This is a genomic window from Dactylosporangium fulvum, from assembly GCF_025137375.1.
Lineage (GTDB): Bacteria > Actinomycetota > Actinomycetes > Mycobacteriales > Micromonosporaceae > Dactylosporangium > Dactylosporangium fulvum.
The window spans coordinates 3740076-3757920 of sequence record NZ_CP073720.1; the positions used below are offsets into that span (position 1 = coordinate 3740076).

Consider the following 17845-nt stretch of genomic DNA (forward strand, 5'->3'; position numbering starts at 1 on the left):
CCGGCACGCTGGTCGACCTGAAGTGAGTCCGGCGCCAGCTTGGTGCCACTCTGAGTCAAGCTGGTGCCATGTTGAGCCAACTTGGGTTGTCCATGGCACCGCTGTGTGCCATAGTGGTGCCATGGACCTGACCCCGTATGTGGCCTCTCTCGGTCGTGAGCTGTTGACGGCTGCGGAGACCGGTGGTGACGACACCGCGTTGATCGAGCGGTTGACCGTGTCGATGGAGTCGGCGATCCGGCTCGCCCTGCTCGAAGCGCTGTCGGCCGCCGCCGACGAGATCACCAGGGAGCTGGCTCCCGGTTCGGTCCAGGTTCGCCTGCGCGGCCGTGACCCGGAGTTCGTCGTGACACCTCACCGGGTGGAGCAGCCGCGGGAAGACACCACCGACCGGGGTGCGGTGCCGGCCGACGATGCCGCGATGGGCTTCGAGGAGGGTGCCACGGCGCGCATCAACGTCCGCCTCCCGGAACAGCTCAAGGCCGCGGTCGAGGAAGCGGCCGGCAAGGAGGGCCGGTCGGTCAACGCGTGGCTGGTGCGGGCCGCCTCGACCGCGCTGCGGGCCGCGGAGCGCGACCACGGCTCCGACCGGCGCGGCAAGCCGAGTGCGCAGCGCTACACCGGCTGGGCGCGTTAACCCGAGCCCGGCCCCACGTTCCTTTCACGCCCCCTACCAGCGGGGATGTTCTTCCGACTCATCTTGAGGGGACAACCATGCCTGTTTTCGCCACCCCGGCACCGATCTCCGTCACGATCGAACTCTCCGTCGGCGACGTGCGGCTCATCGCGAGCGACCGCACCGACACCGTCGTCGAGGTACGGCCGAGCGACGACTCCGACGACTCCGACGTGAAGGCCGCGCAGCAGACCCGCGTCGATTTCGCCAACGGCACGTTGACCGTGCGCGGGCCGAAGGCCCGTATGTTCGACTTCTCCAAGAAGACCAGGTCGGTCGCCGTGCTCGTCGAACTTCCCACCGGCTCGGCGGTGCACGGTGACGTATCGGTCGGGGACGTCCACAGCACCGGCGTGCTGGGGGAGTGCCGGTTCAAGACGTCCGTCGAGCACTTCCGACTCGACCGGACCGGTCAGCTTCGTCTGGACACCTCCGCCGGCCACGTCACGGTCGACACGATCGCCGGCAACACCGAGGTCGCCACCGGCACCGGGCGTGTGCACATCGGCGAGATCGGCGGAGCCGCGGTCATCAAGAACTCCAACGGCAACACCGACATCGGCACCGTCACCGGCGAACTGCGGGTGCGTGCGGCCAACGGCGACATCTCCGTCGACCGGGCCGATGCCGGCGTGGAAGCCAAGACCTCCAACGGAACCATTCGTATCGGCAAGGTCGCGCGCGACTCGGTCACGCTGGACACCGCGGCCGGCGACCTGGAGATCGGTGTCGCCGCGGGCACCGCCGCGTGGCTCGACCTGCAAACCGGGCACGGGCGGGTGCGCAACGCGCTGGACGACATCGACCAGGGACCGGAGAAGTCCGAGGAGACCGTCGAAGTCCGTGCGCACACCTCCTTCGGCGACATCACCGTCCGCCGTTCCTGACCAGACCTCTCCCAGACCTCTCGAAGGGGACCCCATGACCACGCCATCCCAGCCGGCGATCGCGGCGACCGGACTGCGCAGGTCGTTCGGCGACCACGTCGTGCTCGACGGCATCGACCTGAACGTCCCGCGGGGCACCGTCTTCTCGCTGCTCGGCGCGAACGGAGCGGGCAAGACCACCACGGTCAAGATCTTGTCAACGCTGATCCGCGCCGACGGGGGTAGCGTGCGAATCGCGGGCCACGATCTGGCCGCCGAGCCCGACGCGGTCCGCGCCGCGATCGGCGTCACCGGCCAGTTCTCCGCGGTCGACAACCTGCTGACCGGCCAGGAGAACCTGACCCTGATGGCCGATCTGCACCACCTGGGCCGGTCGGCGGGCAGGCGCAGGGTCGCCGAGCTGCTCGACCAGTTCGACCTGGTCGACGCGGCGAAGCAACCGGCCGCGACCTATTCCGGCGGCATGCGCAGGCGGCTCGACCTCGCGATGACCCTGGTCGGCACGCCCCAGGTGATCTTCCTCGATGAGCCGACCACCGGGCTGGACCCGCGCAGCCGTCGTGGCATGTGGCAGATCGTGCGGGAGCTGGTCGCGGGTGGCGTCACCATCTTCCTTACCACGCAGTACCTGGAGGAGGCCGACGAACTCGCCGACCGGATCGCGGTACTGGACCACGGCAAGATCGTCGCCGAAGGTACCGCGGACGAGCTCAAGCGCCGCATCCCCGGCGGCCACGTCCAGCTGCGCTTCACCGACCTGCGCGACCTCGAGTCCGCCGCCCGTGCCGTGGGCAGCGCCGCGGGTCAGGCGTCCCGCGACAGCGAGGCGCTCGCCCTGCGGGTGCCGCACGACGGCAGCCTCCGCGCGCTGAAAGCCCTGCTCGACCGACTCGACGACAACGCCGTCGAGGTCGACTCGCTCAGCGTGCACACCCCCGACCTCGACGACGTCTTCCTCGCCCTCACCGGCAACCCCAAGAACGAGAAGGTGGCCACGCGATGAGCACTGTGTCGTACGCACTGACCGACTCGGCGACGATGCTGCGCCGCAACCTCAAGCGAATGGTGCGCTACCCGTCCATGACGGTGACGCTCATCGGCATGCCGATCGTCTTCCTGCTGCTGTTCGTCTACGTCTTCGGCGGCACACTCGGCGCCGGGATCGGCGGCCCCTCCGGCGGGCGGGCCGAGTACGTCAACTACGTCACCCCCGCGATCATCCTGATGACGATCACCGCCGCGGTTCAGGGCACCGCCATCTCGGTCGCCATGGACATGACCGAGGGCATCGTCGACCGGTTCCGCACCATGGCCATCGCCCGCGTCTCCGTCCTGACGGGACACGTCATCGGCAGCCTCGTCCAGACGATGCTCGGCATCGCGATGGTCACCGGCGTCGCACTGCTCATCGGCTTCCGGCCGACGGCGGGTCTCGGCGACTGGATCGCCCTCGCCGGCGTCCTGGTGATGATGGCCTTCGCCTTCATCTGGCTGTCGGTCGCGCTCGGTCTGGCCAGCAAGACCGTCGAGTCGTCGAGCAACGTCGGCATGCCACTGATCCTGCTGCCGTTCCTCGGCAGCGGGTTCGTCCCGACCGACTCGATGCCCACCGTGCTGCGCTGGTTCGCCGAGTACCAGCCGTTCACCCCGCTCATCGAAACCATCCGCGGCCTGCTGATGGGCACTCCGATCGGGAACAGCGCCGTCATCGCCATCGGCTGGTGCGTCGTCATCACCCTCGGCGGCTACCTCTGGTCGAAGAAGCTGTTCACCCGCGAGTCCACCCGATAGATCAAACGCACCTGCGAGATGCCCTCTTCGCCGAGACCTAACGGGGTCCGGGCCCGTGGTGTGACACCACGGGCCCGGACCTTTGTGCGGGGGGAATCTAGTCGTGGGCGATGGCCTGCAGGACGTTGACCCGCGCGGCGCGGATCGAGGGCAGGACCGCGGCCACCACGCCGATCAGGGCGGCCAGCAGCAGGTAGGTGGCCATCTGCTGCCACGGGAACGCCATCTGGGTGAAGCCCTCGTCCTTGAGGGCCTTGACCACCGAGGCGCCCAGGCCGGTGCCGACGCCCAGGCCGAGCAGCGCGCCGAAGACCGAGATGACGACCGCCTCGACGGTGACCATCCGCATCGTCTGGGCGCGGCGCATGCCGATCGCCCGCAGCAGGCCCAGCTCCCGGGTCCGCTCCAGCACGGACAGGGCGAGGGTGTTGACGATGCCGAGGACCGCGATGAGGATCGCGAGGGCCAGCAGGACCTGGATCATCGTGAGCAGCTGGTCGAACTGCGCCGACTGTGCCGCCACGAACTCGGCCCGGTTGGCCACCGACACCTCGGGGTTGTCCGCGAGCAGCGCGTCGACCTGCTGCTGCACGTCGGCGACCGCGGTGCCCGGGGTCACCCGCACGAAGCCCCAGGACGGCTGCGGACTGCGGAAGTCCTGCACCACGTCGCCGGAGACGACCATGCCACCGGTGACGTCGCTCTTGTTGTACACCCCCACGATCTTGATCTTGTGGACCTGGCCGTGCGTGAACTGGATGTCGACCGTGTCGCCGAGCTTGAGGTTGCGGTCCTTCGCGCTCTGGACGTCGATGACCGCCTGGTCGGACCCCGTCCACCGCAGCTCACCCGACGCGGCGGTGAGCTTGAACATCCCGGCGTAGGCGGCGATGTCGGGCGACGCCGACACGCCGCGGTTCTCACCGTTGACGCTCGCGTAGTCCCAGTACTCGCTCGCGACGCTCGCCACACCGGGCAGCTTCGCCGTCTCGGTCAGCACCTTCGGGTCGAAGCGGGCCGGGCCGGTGTTGTCGCCGTAGCCGGAGATGATCAGGTCGACCGTCACGTCCTTCTCGGCCTGGCTGCTCAGGCTCTGCTTGGCCGAGGCGAGGATGACGTTGACGCCGGTGATGAGCGCCAGGCCGACCATCAGCGCCGCCGCGGTGATCGCGGTGCGCCGCGGGTTGCGGCCCGAGTTGAGCCGGCCCAGCTTGCCCGGCACCGACCAGGAGAACAACCGGCCGAGCAGCGACACGACGGGCCGGGCGAGCAGCGGGGTGAGCAGCGCGACGCCGATGAAGGTGACGAGCACGCCGCCGAGGATGAGCCACAGCGTGTTGTCGCCGCCCTTGCCGGCCAGGCCCAGGCCCAGCAGCGTGCCGCCGGCCGCGCCGACCAGGGCGCCGCTGACGGTGAGCTTGGTGAGCGGCCGGTCCGGCGTCGCCACCTCCTGCAGCGCGGCGATCGGCGGGATGCGGCTCGCGCGCAGCGCCGGCAGTACCGCCGCCACCACCGTCACCAGCAGACCCACCACGAACGCGCTGATGACCGCCGTCGCCGGCACCCCGACGCCGGCCAGGGCCACGCCGCTGACGTTGCCGAACACCCAGGCCAGCAGGACACCGACGCCGATACCGGCGGCCAGGCCCAGGACCGACGCGATCAGGCCGATCGCGACCGCCTCGATGAGCACCGACCCGAGGGTCTGGCCGCGGCTGCCGCCGAGCGCGCGCATCAGGGCCAGCTCGCGGGTCCGCTGCGCCACGATGATCGAGAACGTGTTGAGGATGAGGAACGTGCCGACGAACAGCGCCACCCCGGCGAAGCCGACGAGGATGTTGTTGAAGAAGCCGAGGCCCTCCTTGAAGCCGTCGACCGTCTCCTCCTGCAGCTGCTTGCCGGTCTTCGCGAGGTAGTCGGCGCCGAGGGCCGCGGTGACGTCGTCGCGCAGCTTCTCGTTGGTGACGCCGGGCGCCGCCTTCACGTCGATGCTGCTGTAGACGTCCTTGGCGCCGAGCATCAGCTCCTGGGCGACCGGGGTGGTGAACGACACCTCGAGGGCTCCGCCGAGTGAGTCGCGGTCGCCGCTGTACCCGAAGATGCCGACCAGCTTGAAGGTCTTCTTGCCCGGCTGGAGGGTCAGGACCCCGACCTCGTCGCCGACCTTGAGCCCGGCGGCCTTCGCGGTGGTCATGTTGACCGCGATCTCGTCGGCGGCGGCCGGGCCGCGGCCCTCGCGCAGCTGGACCAGGTCGTTGGTGCCGGTCCAGTTCTGCCCGATGCGCGGCGGGCCGAACGTGGTGACAACCTTGCCGTTCTTGCCGATGACCCGCGCACCGTCGGCGGCCGCGATGCCGGTGGCGCTCGCGACCCCGGGCACGGCCTTGACCTTGTCGAGGACCGAGGCCGGGATGCTCGTCGCGGCCTCCGGTCCGTCGAACTCGGAGGTGGCGACCTTCGGCTTGGCGGTGACGCTCACGTCGGTGCCCTCGAAAACCGACTTGAACAGGTTGTCGAAGGAGCGGCCCAGCGTGTCGGTGAGCACGAACGCCCCCGACACGAACATCACCCCGAGCACGACCGCGAGGGCCGACAGGGTGAGCCGTAGCTTGCGGGAGAGCAGGCTCTTGATCGTGGCTCTCAGCATCGGTCAGGCCTCGACCTTGTCGAGCCGCTTGAGCCGGTCGAGCACCGCGTCGGCGGTCGGCGCGTAGAGCTCGTCGACGATGTGCCCGTCGGCGAGGAACACCACGCGGTCGGCGTAGGAGGCGGCGTTGGGGTCGTGGGTGACCATGACGATCGTCTGGCCGAAGTCGCGGACCGAGTTGCGCAGGAACGACAGGACCTCGGCGCCGGAGCGCGAGTCGAGGTTGCCGGTGGGTTCGTCGGCGAAGATGACCTCGGGCCGGGACACCAGCGCGCGGGCGCAGGCGACGCGTTGCTGCTGGCCGCCGGAGAGCTGGCTGGGGCGGTGCCCGAGCCGGTCCTTCAACCCGACGGTCGTGATGACCGTGTCGTACCACGCTTTGTCGGGCTTGCGGCCGGCGATGGACAGCGGCAGCAGGATGTTCTCCTCGGCGGTCAGCGTCGGCAGCAGGTTGAACTGCTGGAAGATGAAGCCGACCTTCGTCCGCCGCAGGTTCGTCAGCCCCCGGTCGGACAGGTCGGTGATCTGGGTGTCGCCGATGAACACCTGCCCCCGCGTCACGGCGTCGAGGCCGGCGAGGCAGTGCATGAGCGTGGACTTGCCCGAGCCGGACGGGCCCATGATCGCGGTGAAACGGCCCTTCTCGAGCTCCACGGAAACGCCGCCGAGCGCGTTGACCCGCGCCTCGCCGGTGCCGTAGACCTTCCAGACGTCGACCGCCCGCGCGGCCACCTCGGTGCGCGTCGCAACCGATGTAGTCATGATTCCCCCTGGTGAATGGTGTGCATTCATCGTCGGGGCGGCGGGGCCCGGTCTCGTCCGCCCGCAGGGCGACCTGACCACCGGTTTTCCGCTGGGGGAGGCTCCCCTAGCCCGCCTCAGGGACAACCCTTATGCCGTGGGTCTCAGCATTCTCAGCAAGGGCCGTGAAATGGCGAAGGGCCGGTCGGGGAAACCCCGACCGGCCCCATTTCGTGAGTGCTATTCGTATGCGATGGCGTTGAGGACGTTGAGCCGCACCGCCCGGATCGACGGGATGAACCCAGCCACGGCGCCGACGAACAGCGACGCGATGAAGTACACCACCATCAGCCCCCACGGCAGGGTGACCGCACCGAAACCGAGGACCTCCTTGAGCGCGGTCACGATCGCCGCGCCGAGGCCCGCGCCGACGGCGAGGCCGAGCACCGTGCCGAACACCGTGATCACCACCGACTCGGTCGTCACCATCAGCCACGTCTGCCGTCTGCGCAGCCCGACCGCGCGGAGCATGCCCAGCTCACGGGTGCGTTCGATGACCGACAGCAGCAGCGTGTTGATGACGCCGAGGACCGAGATGGCCAGCGCGATGAGCAGCAGCACCTGGACCACGACCAGCGCGACGTCGAAGCCCTGCTGGTTCGTCTCGACGAATTCGTCCTTGGTGTAGACACTGACCTCGGGATTCTTCTCGATGATCGAGGCCACCGCGTCCTTCGTGGCACTGACGGACGCGCCGTCCTTCACGCTGATGAAGGCCTGCCACGGCTGGGGGAACGAGAACCCGGTCGTGGCGTCGGCGTAGGAGACCACGATGCCGCCGGCGATCGCCGACTCGCCGCTGATGCCGACGAGCTTGAGGGTCTTGTCACCGGTCTTGGCGAACGTGACCGTGATCGTGTCGCCCAGCTTCAGCTTGCGGTTCTCGGCGGTCTTCTTGTCCACGATGAACTCGCCGCTGTCGAGCCGGTCGATGCGGCCCTCCTCGGCCTTGAGCTTCAGCACCGTCATGGCCGCGCCGACGTTCTCGTACGACAGGACGAAGTTCTGCTCGCCGTTGACCTTCACCGCGTCGGCGGTGAGCGCCGCCACGGTGCCGGCGCCCGGCAGCGCCTTGATGCCCTCGAGCTCCTCCGGCGTGATGACCGGCGGGATCTCGGACGTCTGCTGGCCCAGCACCACCAGGTCGGCCTGGAGGTCCTTGTCCAGCGTGTCGCCGATCGCCGTGGACAGCGACGAGAAGATCGTGCTGATCGCCGTGACGATCGCGATGCCGATCATCACCGCGCCGGCCGTGATGGCCGTGCGCCGCGGGTTGCGGGACGAGTTACGCCTGCCCAACTGGCCCGGCACCGTCCAGGAGAAGACCGAGCCGAGCGCCGCGACCAGCGGCTTGCTGATCACCGGGGTCAGCAGCGCCACCCCGACCAGCAGCCCGAGCACACCGCCGAACACCAACCCCAGCGTCCCGTCGCCGGCCCCCGTCAGACCCCACGTCAGGGAGCCGATCGCGAGCGCCGTCACGACGCCGCCCGCGATCGTCAGCTTGGTCAGCGGCCGGTCGGTCGCCGCGGACTCCCGCATCGCCGCGATCGGCGCCACCCGGGCCGCCTTGAGTGCCGGCATCAGCGCGGCGACCATCGTCACCAGGATGCCGATCGCGAACGAGGCGACGATCGCCGAGATCGGGAAGCCCAGCCCGGCCACCTCGGCGCCGTCGGCGAGCCCGACGAAGAGGTACGCGCCGAGCGCGCCCAGCCCGAGGCCGACGACGAAGCCGAACACCGAGCCGACGACCCCGATGAGCAGGGCCTCCAGCAGCACCGAGCGCAGCACCTGGCCCCGGCTCGCGCCCATCGCCCGCAACAGCGCCAGCTCCTGCGTGCGCTGCGCGACGATGATCGAGAACGTGTTGAGGATCAGGAAGACGCCGACCAGCAGCGCCACCGCGCCGAAGCCCAGCAGGACGTAGTTGAAGTAGTTCAGGAAGCCCTTGATGGCCTTGCTGGACTCCTCCGACAGCTCCTTGCCGGTCTGCACCACGAACGCGTCGCCGAGCTGCGCCTTGACGTTGTCACGCAGCTTCTCGTCGGTGACGCCCGGCGCGGCCTTCACGTCGATGACGTTGAACTGGTCCTCGGCGCCGAGCATCAACTTCTGCGCCACCGGGGTGGTGAAGAAGATCGCGCTCTCGCCGGCCATCGAGTCGCGGCCGCCGGCGTACTGCATCTCGCCGACGATCGTGTACGTCTTGCGCTGCTTGTCGCGCGTGATGACGTCCATCGAGTCGCCGACCTTGACCTTGGCCGTCTTCGCCAGGCCCCGGTTGACGACGATCTCGTTGTCCGCCGCGGGCGCCTTGCCCCCCGCCAGCTTCACGAGGTCGTCCTCGCCGGTCCAGTTCGCGCCGAACTGCTGGCCGGTCTGGTTGGCCACCACCTTGCCGTTCTTGCCGATCGGGACGGCGCCGTTGAGGAAGACCTGGCCGGTCGCCTTCGCCACACCGTCGACCTTGGCCACCTCGTCGACCGTGGCGGCCGGGAACGGCAGCGTGCCGTCCCCGCCCTGCTGTGCCACCTGCGACTTCGCCGAGACCTGCACGTCGGTATACGTGTAGATGTTGGCGAACAGGTTGTCGAACGTGCGGCCCAGCGTGTCGGTGAGCACCAGCGAGCCCGACACGAACATCACGGACAGCACGACGGCGAGCGTCGAGAGCGTCAGCCGGAGCTTGCGCGCCAGCAGGCTCTTCAGGGTCGCGCGCAGCATCGTCTACTCGCCCGCCTTGTCCAGGCCCTTGAGCTTGTCCAGCACCGCGTCCGCGGTCGGCTCCCGCAGCTCGTCGACGATCTGGCCGTCGGCGAGGAAGATGACCCGGTCCGAATACGAGGCCGCGTTGGGGTCGTGGGTCACCATGACGATCGTCTGGCCGAACTCCCGCACCGAGTTGCGCAGGAACGACAGGACCTCGGCGCCGGAGCGCGAGTCGAGGTTGCCGGTGGGTTCGTCGGCGAAGATGACCTCGGGCCGGGACACCAGCGCGCGGGCGCAGGCGACGCGTTGCTGCTGGCCGCCGGAGAGCTGGCTGGGGCGGTGCCCGAGCCGGTCCTTCAACCCGACGGTCGTGATGACCGTGTCGTACCACGCTTTGTCGGGCTTGCGGCCGGCGATGGACAGCGGCAGCAGGATGTTCTCCTCGGCGGTCAGCGTCGGCAGCAGGTTGAACTGCTGGAAGATGAAGCCGACCTTCGTCCGTCGCAGGTTGGTCAGATCCCCGTCGGACATCCCTGTGAGCTTGGTGTCGCCGATGAAGACGTCACCCCGGGTCACCGAGTCCAGCCCGGCGAGCGTGTGCATCAACGTCGACTTGCCGGACCCGGACGGGCCCATGATCGCGGTGAAGTGACCGCGCTCGAGCTCGACGCTCACCCCGTGCAGCGCGATGACCTGGGCCTCGCCACTGCCGTACACCTTCCACACGTCAACCGCGCGGGCGGCGACCGCCTGCCCGGTCGTGACTGTCGTGGTCACGCCTCGTCCCCCTCGGATGTGGTCCTCTTGACCATCTCACGCTACGGGGTGTGCGCACGCGGTCCCTCGTTCGGTGGCGGGAAACCGGGCTACTCCCTGGGGAGGAGTCAGGACCCCGGGCGGACCAGGCCCGTCTCGTACGCGAGGACGACCGCCTGCACCCGGTCGCGGAGACCCAGCTTCGTCAGCACGTGACCGACGTGTGTCTTGACCGTCGTCTCGCTCACCGACAGCGCCCGGGCGATCTCGGCGTTGGACAGCCCCTTCGCGAGCTGTACCAGTACCTCACGTTCCCGGTCGGTCAGCACCCGCAGATCCCGCGGCGGGGACGCGTCGGGGTCGGGCAGCGCATCGGCGAACTTGTCCAGCAGCCGCTTGAGGATCCGGGGCGCCACGACGGCCTCACCGGCCGCCACCGTCCGGATCGCGGTGACCAGGTCGTCGGCCGGCACGTCCTTGGCCAGGAACCCGCTGGCACCGGCCCGCAGCGCACCGACCACGTATTCGTCCAGGTCGAACGTGGTCAGGATCAGGACTCGTACGGGCAGCTTGGCCTCGACGATCGCCCGCGTCGCCGCCACCCCGTCCATGCGGGGCATGCGGATGTCCATGAGCACCACGTCGGGCAGCAACCGCCGGGCGAGCTCCACCGCCTCGACGCCGTCGCCGGCCTCGGCCACGATGTCGAGGTCGGGCTCGCCGCCGAGCACCATGCGGAACCCGGTGCGCAGCAACGGCTGGTCGTCGGCGAGCAGGAGCCGGATGGGACGTGCCTCGGTCAACTCGCCAACTGCCTCTCTGAGACCGTTTCCAGGGGTATTCTCGCGTGCACACGGTAGCCGCCCCCGGGCCGGGGGCCCGTACGCAGTGTCCCGCCGTAGAGCATGACCCGCTCCCGCATGCCGAGCAGCCCGTGCCCGATCGCCGCCGTGCCCAGCTGCGGCCCCCGGCCGGTGTCGCAGATCTCGACGACCACGTCGATGCGGGTGAACACGAGCCTGACCTCCACACTCGCCGCCCCCGCGTGCTTCAGCGCATTTGTCAGCGCCTCCTGCACGATCCGGTACAGCGTCAGCGACACACCCGGGTCCAGCGGCGCCGGCTCGCCCTCCACCTTGAGCACCGCGGACAGCCCCGCCTCGCGGATCTGCTCCACGAGCCCCTCGACGCCCGCCAGCCCCGGCTGCGGCGCCAGCTCACCCGCCGGCTCGGTGTCGGTGCGCAGCACCGTGAGCAGCCGCCGCATCTCCCGCAGCGCCGTGCGCCCGGTCTCCTCGATGGTGGCGAGCGCCTCGTCGGCCGCGGCCGGATCCCGACCGAGCATCCGCCGCGAGCCGGTCGCCAGCACCCCCATCACGCTCACATGGTGCGCGACGACGTCGTGCAGCTCGCGCGCGATCCGCCGGCGCTCCTCGGCCACGGCCTTCTCGGTGAGCGCCCGCTGGCTGGTCTCGGCGGTTCGCGCCCGGTCCTCAAGTGCGGCGATGTACGCTCGGCGGGTCGCCACGGTCCGCCCCACGGTGAAGCAGACCAGCGCGCTCATCGTGTTGAACACCAGGAAGAGCTGCGGCTCGAGGACGAACGGCGACTCCCCGGTGCGCCCGAGCAGCACCGCCAGCGCGATGCCGGGCGCCCAGATCAGCGAGGCCGCCGTCAGCGCCGGGCGCAGCGGCAGGTAGGCGGCCACGGTATACGTCATGACGATGATGCCGAGCCCGCCGTTCATCATCGGCGGCCCGATGACAAACGGCAGGACCGTGTGCACGACGGTGACCCAGACGGCGAACCACATCCACTTGCGCCGCAGGGCGACGGCGACCATGCCGAGCGTGTCGAAGGCAAGCTGGACGGGCAGGTTCTGCGTGCCGAAGGCGTCCTGCCCGATGACCGTCAGCCCGGCACTGAGGACGGCCAGCCCGACCGCGAGCAGGATGTCCTTGGCCAGGGGTGAAGCCTGGCGCCCGAGGACCCGTTCAAGCGCACGCACATCATGACCGTAACGGGTGCGAACGCCCACAGATTCGTCGCCGAGCCGGACATCCGCCTACTGCTCAAGGATGACGCTGCCCGCGGCGGAGCGTGCGCTCCTCCGCGAGTCGGACCCGCCTCTCGTGCTCAAGGACGACCCAGACAACACCGCGAACGAGTCGCGGGGTCGCCGGCTAGGCGGGTCGCCGGCAGCTCGTCCCGGGTCGCAGCATTCGCCCAAGACCGCCGTGTCGATCGCAGCTGCCGCGGAGGCCGGCCGCACCACCCGGCCGGCCCCAGCCGCCGCGGTCGGTGATCGCGAACATGAGCGCGGTGGTTGAGTGCGGCTGGCTGGTGCGGCTGTGGTTCGTAGATCAAGGGAAACTTCGGGTTGCCTGGGAGCCTGTCGCGCAATTCGGATCCCTCGCGCGTCAACCCCGTCAACCTCGCCGATCTTGGAGTTGTGGTCCTTGACAAATCCGGACAAATTCGGAGGTTCATGGCGCCACAACTCCAAGATCGGCGCGTAGTTGGGCCGCCAACGCTGTCCCAGCGAATGACGCAACAGGCTCCTGGGCAGCCAGATGTTTCCGATGATCAAGCAGCTCGGGCCAGGCACGGAGCACGGACGCCCCGCACGACGGGCCGCGGACGCCGCAGCCCGGCTCCGCGGCCCGGCACCGCGAGGGCACGGCTGGGTGCGCGGCCCGGCACCGCTTGACAAAGTCCTTCACAGATCACGGAGTTTTTCTCGGGCCCTGGACCCCGAAGATGCTCCACGATCCCGAGCTGCTCGGGTGACCGGCGTACAGATCGCCGGTTCTGGAGACGACGGCGTTCCCGTGTGAGCACGCCGAGTCGGGCCACCCCAACCCGGTGCGTGCGCTGCCGGCGGCCCGCCCTTGGGAACACAGTTCCCGGGGATTCGCCGGTCGGCTGGGTTGGCCCGGCTCGGCTGTGCTGGCTCGGCTGGGCTGGGTGGCTGTGCTGGCTGGGCTGGGTGGCTGTGCTGGCTGGGCTGGGTGGCTGGGCTGGCTCGGCTCGGCTGAGTTGGTTCGGCTGGCTGGGTGGGGCTGGGCTGGGTGGCTGGGGCTGGGCTGGCTCGGCTGAACTGGAGGGCTGGGTGGGCTGGGCTGGCGGCTGGGCTGGGGTGGGGTGGGCTGGGTGCTCGGCTGAGCTGGGTGGCTGGGTTGGGCTGGTGGCTGGGCTTGGTGGCTGGCCTGGCCCACACGACGCGGTCAGCGCTGCCGGCTCGGCTTTGGCGTCGGCTTCGCGCATCGGCTTTGCCCGTGCTTCGACGCGATTTTCATGATCACGGACGTTTCGATGGGCCAGAACCCATTGAAACGTCCGTGATCATGAAAGCGTCGCCAACCAGCCTGCGTGACGGTGAGCCGGCACTCCTGCTGTTGCACCGAACGACCTGCGCTGCACCCGGCCCGCAGGCAGCCGGCCACCTGGCCTGCGGCGGCGGGCCTGCGAGCCACGGGCAGAGCGCAGCGTCTCGCCTCGCCCCGCGTGCCTTCCCAGTCCACGGGGCAGCCGGCCACTCGGCCTGTGTGCCTCCTCGGCCCCAGCGGGGGCGGCCGGCCCACTTGGCCCGCGTGCCTGCTTGGCCCGGGTGCCTGCTCGGGCTGGCGGCCACTCGGCCCGCGGGCCTCTCCGGCCCACGGGGCGGCCGACCACTCGGCCCGCGTGCCTCCCCGGCCCGCGGGCGGCCGTCACTCAGCCCGCGGCGGCCTGTGCGCCCCAGGCTGCGCGACTGCCCGCCCGCGGGCGGCCCGCACGCCGGTCGCCCATCCGCACGCATGCCGCCTGCGCGAACCAGCCTTCTCGCCAACAGCGCCTATGCAGACAGCCTGAAGGCGAGAGGCCAGGAGGCCGATCGGTGGGGCTACTCGTCGCGGCCGGCTGGGGGCTCGTCCTCCGCGTCCGGGGACAGCTGGGCCGGCTCCGGGAACGGGGGCGGGGTGCCGCCGTACGCCGGGCACAACGCCTGGTGGGCGCACCAGCCGCACAGGCGGGACGGCTGGGCGCGGAAGTCGCGGTCGGCCGTGGCCTTCTCGATCGCCTGCCACAGCGCCAGCAGGGTGCGCTCGAAGCGGGCCAGCTCGTCCGCGTCCGGGGAGAAGTCGCAGACCTCCCGATCCTTGAGGTACATGAGGCGGAGCACCCGGGGGACGACGCCGCGGGTGCGCCACAGGACCAGGGCGTAGAACTTCAGCTGGAACATGGCCCGCGCCTCGAACGCCTCGCGCGGCGCGCCGCCCGTCTTGTAGTCCACGACGCGCAGGTCGCCGGCGGGGGAGACGTCAAGGCGGTCGATGTAGCCGCGGATGACCAGCCGGCCGTCGACCTCCGCCTGGACGAACGCCTCCCGCTCGGCCGGCTCCAGCCGGTTGGGGTCCTCGACGGTGAAGTAGCCGGCGAGCAGCTCGCGGCTGGCCGTGAAGAACTCCTCGGCGGTCATGGCGGTGCCGGTGAACAGGTCGGCGAGGTCCTCCTGCTCGGCCAGCAGGCGCTGCCACTGGGGCTCGACCAGCTCCGCGGCCCGCTCGGGGGTCCGCTCGCCGGCGGGGGTGTCGAACAGCGTCTCCAGCACGGCGTGCACCAGCGTGCCGCGCGCCTGGTCGGGGGTCGGACGCTCGGGTAGCCGGTCGATGCTGCGGAACCGGTAGAGCAGGGGGCAGGTCTTGAAATCCGCGGCGCGCGACGGCGACAGGGTGGGCAACTCAGTGGCGACAGGCACCGTCATGCCCAAAAGGTTATGCGAGGGGTACGACGAAAACCGACGCCGATGCGCCCGAAGCGCCCGGGCCGCCGATCTTCGTGAACCCGTAGCATCGGGGGTAATGGACGAATACCGCTCGGGACCACCTCCGGCGCCGCCGGCCGCCCGCACCGGACCGCGGGAGCGCGGCGCCGGGATCCTGTTGGGCCGGCTGGCGGGTGTCCCCGTCTACCTGGCGCCGTCGTGGCTTTTGCTGGCGGCGCTGATCACGCTGACATATGGCCAGTTCCTCTCGATCCGCCGGGACCTGCCGCTGAGCACCGGGTTCGCGGTCGGATTCGGGTTCGTCGTGTGCCTCCTGGTGTCCGTGTTGCTGCACGAGCTCGGGCACGCCGTCACCAGCCGGCGCAGCGGCATCGGTGTGCGCGGGATCACGCTCGAGATGCTCGGCGGCTACACCGAGATGGATCGGGAGGCGCCGCGCCCCGGCGTCGAGCTGTTCGTCTCCCTCGCGGGCCCGGTCGTCTCGCTCGTGCTCGGGCTGCTCGCCGCGGGGGCGGCCGCCGTCCTGCCGTCCGGCGGGATCGCGGAGACGTTCGCGTTCCAGCTGGCGCTGTCCAACATCGTGGTCGCCGTGTTCAACGCCCTGCCCGGCCTGCCCCTGGACGGCGGCCGGGCCCTGCAGGCGCTGGTCTGGAAGGTCAGCGGCGACGCCAACCTCGGCCGCCGGGTCGCCGGCTGGGCCGGACGCCTCATGGCCCTCGCGACCGCCGGCACCGTGCTGGTGCTCTACGCGCGAGGGGTGCTCGAGGGGCTGTTCGGGCTGGTGTTCACGCTGCTCGTCGCGGTCACCATGTGGGTCGGCGCCGGCCAGGCGATCCGGCACGGCAGGATCGCGGCGAGCCTGCCGCCGTTCAGCGCCCGGGAGCTCGCCCGGCCGGTCGTCGCGGTGACGGCGGCCACCCCGCTGTCCGAGGCGGAGCGGATCGCCGCCCAGAGCGGCCAGCATCAGCCGGTCGTCGCCGTCGTCGACGGCGCGGGCGGGCTGATCGGCTTCGTGCACGGCGCCTCGGCGCGGGCCGTGCCGCCGGAGCGGCGGCCCTGGGTGCCGGTCGGCGACGTCGCCCGCCGGATCGACGGCCAGCACGTGCTCGCGGGCGATCTGCGAGGCACTGACCTGCTGCAAGCCATTCGGGACGACCCGGGCGGAGACTACCTGGTGGTCTCGGGCGAGGATGTGCACGGCGTCCTGCGCGGCGCCGACCTCGTTTCGCTCGTGGAGCCGAGCCGGCCCACCGTCCGGAGGAAAAGCACGTGACCTTGTCCAGCCCCCTGTCCCTCGACGCGCCGATCACGGGCGAAGCCCGCCGCGGACCCTTCCGGCCCGGTGACCGGGTCCAGCTCACCGACCCCAAGGGCCGGATGCACACGATCGTGCTGGAGCAGGGCAAGGCGTTCCACACCCACCGGGGCGTGTTGGAGCACGACACGCTCATCGGGCTGCCCGACGGCAGCGTGGTCACCTCGTCCGGCGGGACGGCGTATCTGGCGCTGCGGCCCCTGCTGTCCGACTACGTGCTGTCGATGCCGCGCGGTGCCCAGGTCATCTACCCGAAGGACGCGGCGCAGATCGTCGCGATGGGCGACATCTTCCCCGGCGCCAAGGTGCTGGAGGCCGGTGCCGGCTCCGGCGCCCTGACCTGTTCGCTGCTGCGCGCCGTGGGTGCCGGGGGCAGCGTCACCTCGTACGAAGTCCGGGAGGACTTCGCCGCGATCGCCCGCCGCAACGTGGAGGCCTTCTTCGGCGGGCCCGTCGACACCTGGACATTGCGGGTCGGTGACGTGGCCGGCTGCGAAGATGCCGGATTTGATCGGATAATCCTTGACATGCTCACGCCGTGGGAGATGCTGCCGCTCGCGTCGCGGGCGCTGATCCCCGGTGGGGTGTTCATCGGCTACGTGGCGACAACGCCGCAAATGTCGGAGTTGGTCGAGGCTTTGCGCGAGGATGGTGGGTACACCGAACCTCGTGCCTGGGAGAGCCTCGTGCGGGACTGGCACGTGGAGGGCCTGGCCGTGCGGCCCGACCACCGCATGATCGCCCACACGGCGTTCCTGGTCAGCGCCCGCAAACTGGCGCCCGGGGTGACCGCGCCGCCGCGCCGGCGCAAGCCCAGCAAGGGCGCGGAGGCATACGCGGCCCGGCGGTTGGCGGCCGCCGCGGCCGCCCGGGGAGGGGACGAGGAGGAGGCGACGTCATGAGCGGACCGGAGCGGAGCGCACCATGAGCCGGCCGAGCTTCAGCGACCTGCCCGCCGTTTTCCCGGACTGGTCGCCGTATCCCGACCTGGAGTCCGCGGCCCGGGCCTACCTGCGGGATCCGGACATCGCGCTGGATGCGATGGCGGGTGTACTGCGGGGGCAGAGCGTGCTGGGCTTCACCCTCGAGCGGTTCGTCAACGACGTCAACGGCGTGTGGCAGGAGGTCGTGGTCTGCGACGGCACGCGGCTCATCCTGTGGCACGGCGAGGACATCCCGCCGGAGGAGGCGCCGCCGGGCTCGATGACGTCGTCGCTGCGGGTGGTGGCCCTGTCGGCGGTGACCGAGGTCGGCTGCCGGCGACGGATCAGCCGGCAGCCCAACGGCGTGGCACGGGTCGACAGCGTCGACGTCTACCTGCTGCTGACCTCGCTGGACGAGGCGAACGTCGCCGCGGAGGAGGCCGGGTCGGTCATCCGCCACGACGCGCTGCGCTTCGGCAAGACCCTCGACGACGGCGGTGCGGGCCAGATCGCCCGGCTGGAGGAGTTCGCCCGGCTGGTCGCCTCACTCGTCGGCAAGCCGATGCTGTAGG

The 17845-nt window shown here is 70.4% G+C and carries 14 protein-coding genes; 7 read left to right on the top strand and 7 right to left on the bottom strand.

The genetic code is table 11. From position 1 onward, the window contains the following. The first annotated feature begins 121 nt into the window (after positions 1-121). From Dfulv_RS17710 to Dfulv_RS17725, 4 genes are all read left to right on the top strand, one after another. The gene (locus Dfulv_RS17710) at positions 122-637 is read left to right on the top strand and encodes a type II toxin-antitoxin system HicB family antitoxin (protein ID WP_259864456.1); all 516 of its coding nucleotides are present in this window, start codon (positions 122-124) and stop codon (positions 635-637) included. Between the two features lie 77 nt (positions 638-714). Next, on the top strand, positions 715-1563 hold the full coding sequence (locus tag Dfulv_RS17715) for a DUF4097 family beta strand repeat-containing protein (protein ID WP_259864459.1): 849 nt from the start codon (positions 715-717) through the stop codon (positions 1561-1563). Positions 1564-1597: 34 nt separating this feature from the next. Next, positions 1598-2566: an ATP-binding cassette domain-containing protein gene (locus Dfulv_RS17720; RefSeq protein WP_259864461.1), complete on the top strand. Its 969-nt coding sequence runs from the start codon at positions 1598-1600 to the stop codon at positions 2564-2566. Continuing rightward, positions 2563-3354, top strand: a complete 792-nt coding sequence (locus Dfulv_RS17725) for an ABC transporter permease (RefSeq protein ID WP_259864464.1) — start codon at positions 2563-2565, stop codon at positions 3352-3354. The genes Dfulv_RS17720 and Dfulv_RS17725 overlap by 4 nt, the downstream gene beginning before the upstream one ends. Positions 3355-3451: 97 nt before the next feature. On the opposite strand, the gene Dfulv_RS17730 is transcribed toward Dfulv_RS17725, so the two are convergent. The 7 genes from Dfulv_RS17730 to Dfulv_RS17760 form a co-directional block, all read right to left on the bottom strand. Continuing rightward, a complete protein-coding gene (locus Dfulv_RS17730; RefSeq protein WP_259864465.1) occupies positions 3452-6001 on the bottom strand; it encodes an ABC transporter permease in 2550 nt (849 codons plus the stop codon). Positions 6002-6004: 3 nt separating this feature from the next. Continuing rightward, positions 6005-6763, bottom strand: a complete 759-nt coding sequence (locus Dfulv_RS17735) for an ABC transporter ATP-binding protein (protein WP_259864471.1) — start codon at positions 6761-6763, stop codon at positions 6005-6007. Positions 6764-6982: 219 nt separating this feature from the next. Further along, entirely contained in the window at positions 6983-9529 is a 2547-nt protein-coding gene (locus tag Dfulv_RS17740; protein ID WP_259864474.1) for an ABC transporter permease, read from the bottom strand. Positions 9530-9532: 3 nt separating this feature from the next. Then, on the bottom strand, positions 9533-10291 hold the full coding sequence (locus Dfulv_RS17745; RefSeq protein ID WP_259864477.1) for an ABC transporter ATP-binding protein: 759 nt from the start codon (positions 10289-10291) through the stop codon (positions 9533-9535). Positions 10292-10398: 107 nt separating this feature from the next. Then, positions 10399-11004 (bottom strand): response regulator transcription factor, encoded by a 606-nt coding sequence (locus Dfulv_RS17750; RefSeq protein WP_319805839.1) that lies wholly within the window; start codon positions 11002-11004, stop codon positions 10399-10401. Between the two features lie 65 nt (positions 11005-11069). Further along, positions 11070-12278 carry a sensor histidine kinase gene (locus Dfulv_RS17755; RefSeq protein ID WP_259864483.1) on the bottom strand — a complete coding sequence of 403 codons (1209 nt, stop codon included), beginning with the start codon at positions 12276-12278 and terminating at the stop codon, positions 11070-11072. A 1875-nt stretch (positions 12279-14153) separates the two neighbouring features. Then, a complete protein-coding gene (locus Dfulv_RS17760) occupies positions 14154-15014 on the bottom strand; it encodes a RecB family exonuclease (RefSeq protein WP_259864484.1) in 861 nt (286 codons plus the stop codon). 97 nt (positions 15015-15111) lie between these two features. Between Dfulv_RS17760 and Dfulv_RS17765 the strand changes: the two genes are divergently transcribed. From Dfulv_RS17765 to Dfulv_RS17775, 3 genes are read left to right on the top strand one after another with little or no spacing between them, the layout of a single operon-like run. Further along, the gene (locus tag Dfulv_RS17765; RefSeq protein ID WP_259864492.1) at positions 15112-16308 is read left to right on the top strand and encodes a M50 family metallopeptidase; all 1197 of its coding nucleotides are present in this window, start codon (positions 15112-15114) and stop codon (positions 16306-16308) included. A gap of 2 nt (positions 16309-16310) precedes the next feature. Next, positions 16311-17252, top strand: a complete 942-nt coding sequence (locus tag Dfulv_RS17770) for a tRNA (adenine-N1)-methyltransferase (protein WP_406568020.1) — start codon at positions 16311-16313, stop codon at positions 17250-17252. Between the two features lie 22 nt (positions 17253-17274). Beyond that, positions 17275-17844, top strand: a complete 570-nt coding sequence (locus Dfulv_RS17775) for a hypothetical protein (protein ID WP_259864495.1) — start codon at positions 17275-17277, stop codon at positions 17842-17844. Position 17845 lies beyond the last annotated feature (1 nt).

Excerpts from the sequence above, each read along its gene's own strand:
- Dfulv_RS17710 (WP_259864456.1), top strand. The coding sequence starts at position 122 with ATGGACCTGACCCCGTATGTGGCCTCTCTCGGTCGTGAGCTGTTGACG.
- Dfulv_RS17715 (WP_259864459.1), top strand. The coding sequence starts at position 715 with ATGCCTGTTTTCGCCACCCCGGCACCGATCTCCGTCACGATCGAACTC.
- Dfulv_RS17720 (WP_259864461.1), top strand. The coding sequence starts at position 1,598 with ATGACCACGCCATCCCAGCCGGCGATCGCGGCGACCGGACTGCGCAGG.
- Dfulv_RS17725 (WP_259864464.1), top strand. The coding sequence starts at position 2,563 with ATGAGCACTGTGTCGTACGCACTGACCGACTCGGCGACGATGCTGCGC.
- Dfulv_RS17730 (WP_259864465.1), bottom strand. The coding sequence starts at position 6,001 with ATGCTGAGAGCCACGATCAAGAGCCTGCTCTCCCGCAAGCTACGGCTC.
- Dfulv_RS17735 (WP_259864471.1), bottom strand. The coding sequence starts at position 6,763 with ATGACTACATCGGTTGCGACGCGCACCGAGGTGGCCGCGCGGGCGGTC.
- Dfulv_RS17740 (WP_259864474.1), bottom strand. The coding sequence starts at position 9,529 with ATGCTGCGCGCGACCCTGAAGAGCCTGCTGGCGCGCAAGCTCCGGCTG.
- Dfulv_RS17750 (WP_319805839.1), bottom strand. The coding sequence starts at position 11,004 with ATGGTGCTCGGCGGCGAGCCCGACCTCGACATCGTGGCCGAGGCCGGC.
- Dfulv_RS17760 (WP_259864484.1), bottom strand. The coding sequence starts at position 15,014 with ATGACGGTGCCTGTCGCCACTGAGTTGCCCACCCTGTCGCCGTCGCGC.
- Dfulv_RS17765 (WP_259864492.1), top strand. The coding sequence starts at position 15,112 with ATGGACGAATACCGCTCGGGACCACCTCCGGCGCCGCCGGCCGCCCGC.
- Dfulv_RS17775 (WP_259864495.1), top strand. The coding sequence starts at position 17,275 with ATGAGCCGGCCGAGCTTCAGCGACCTGCCCGCCGTTTTCCCGGACTGG.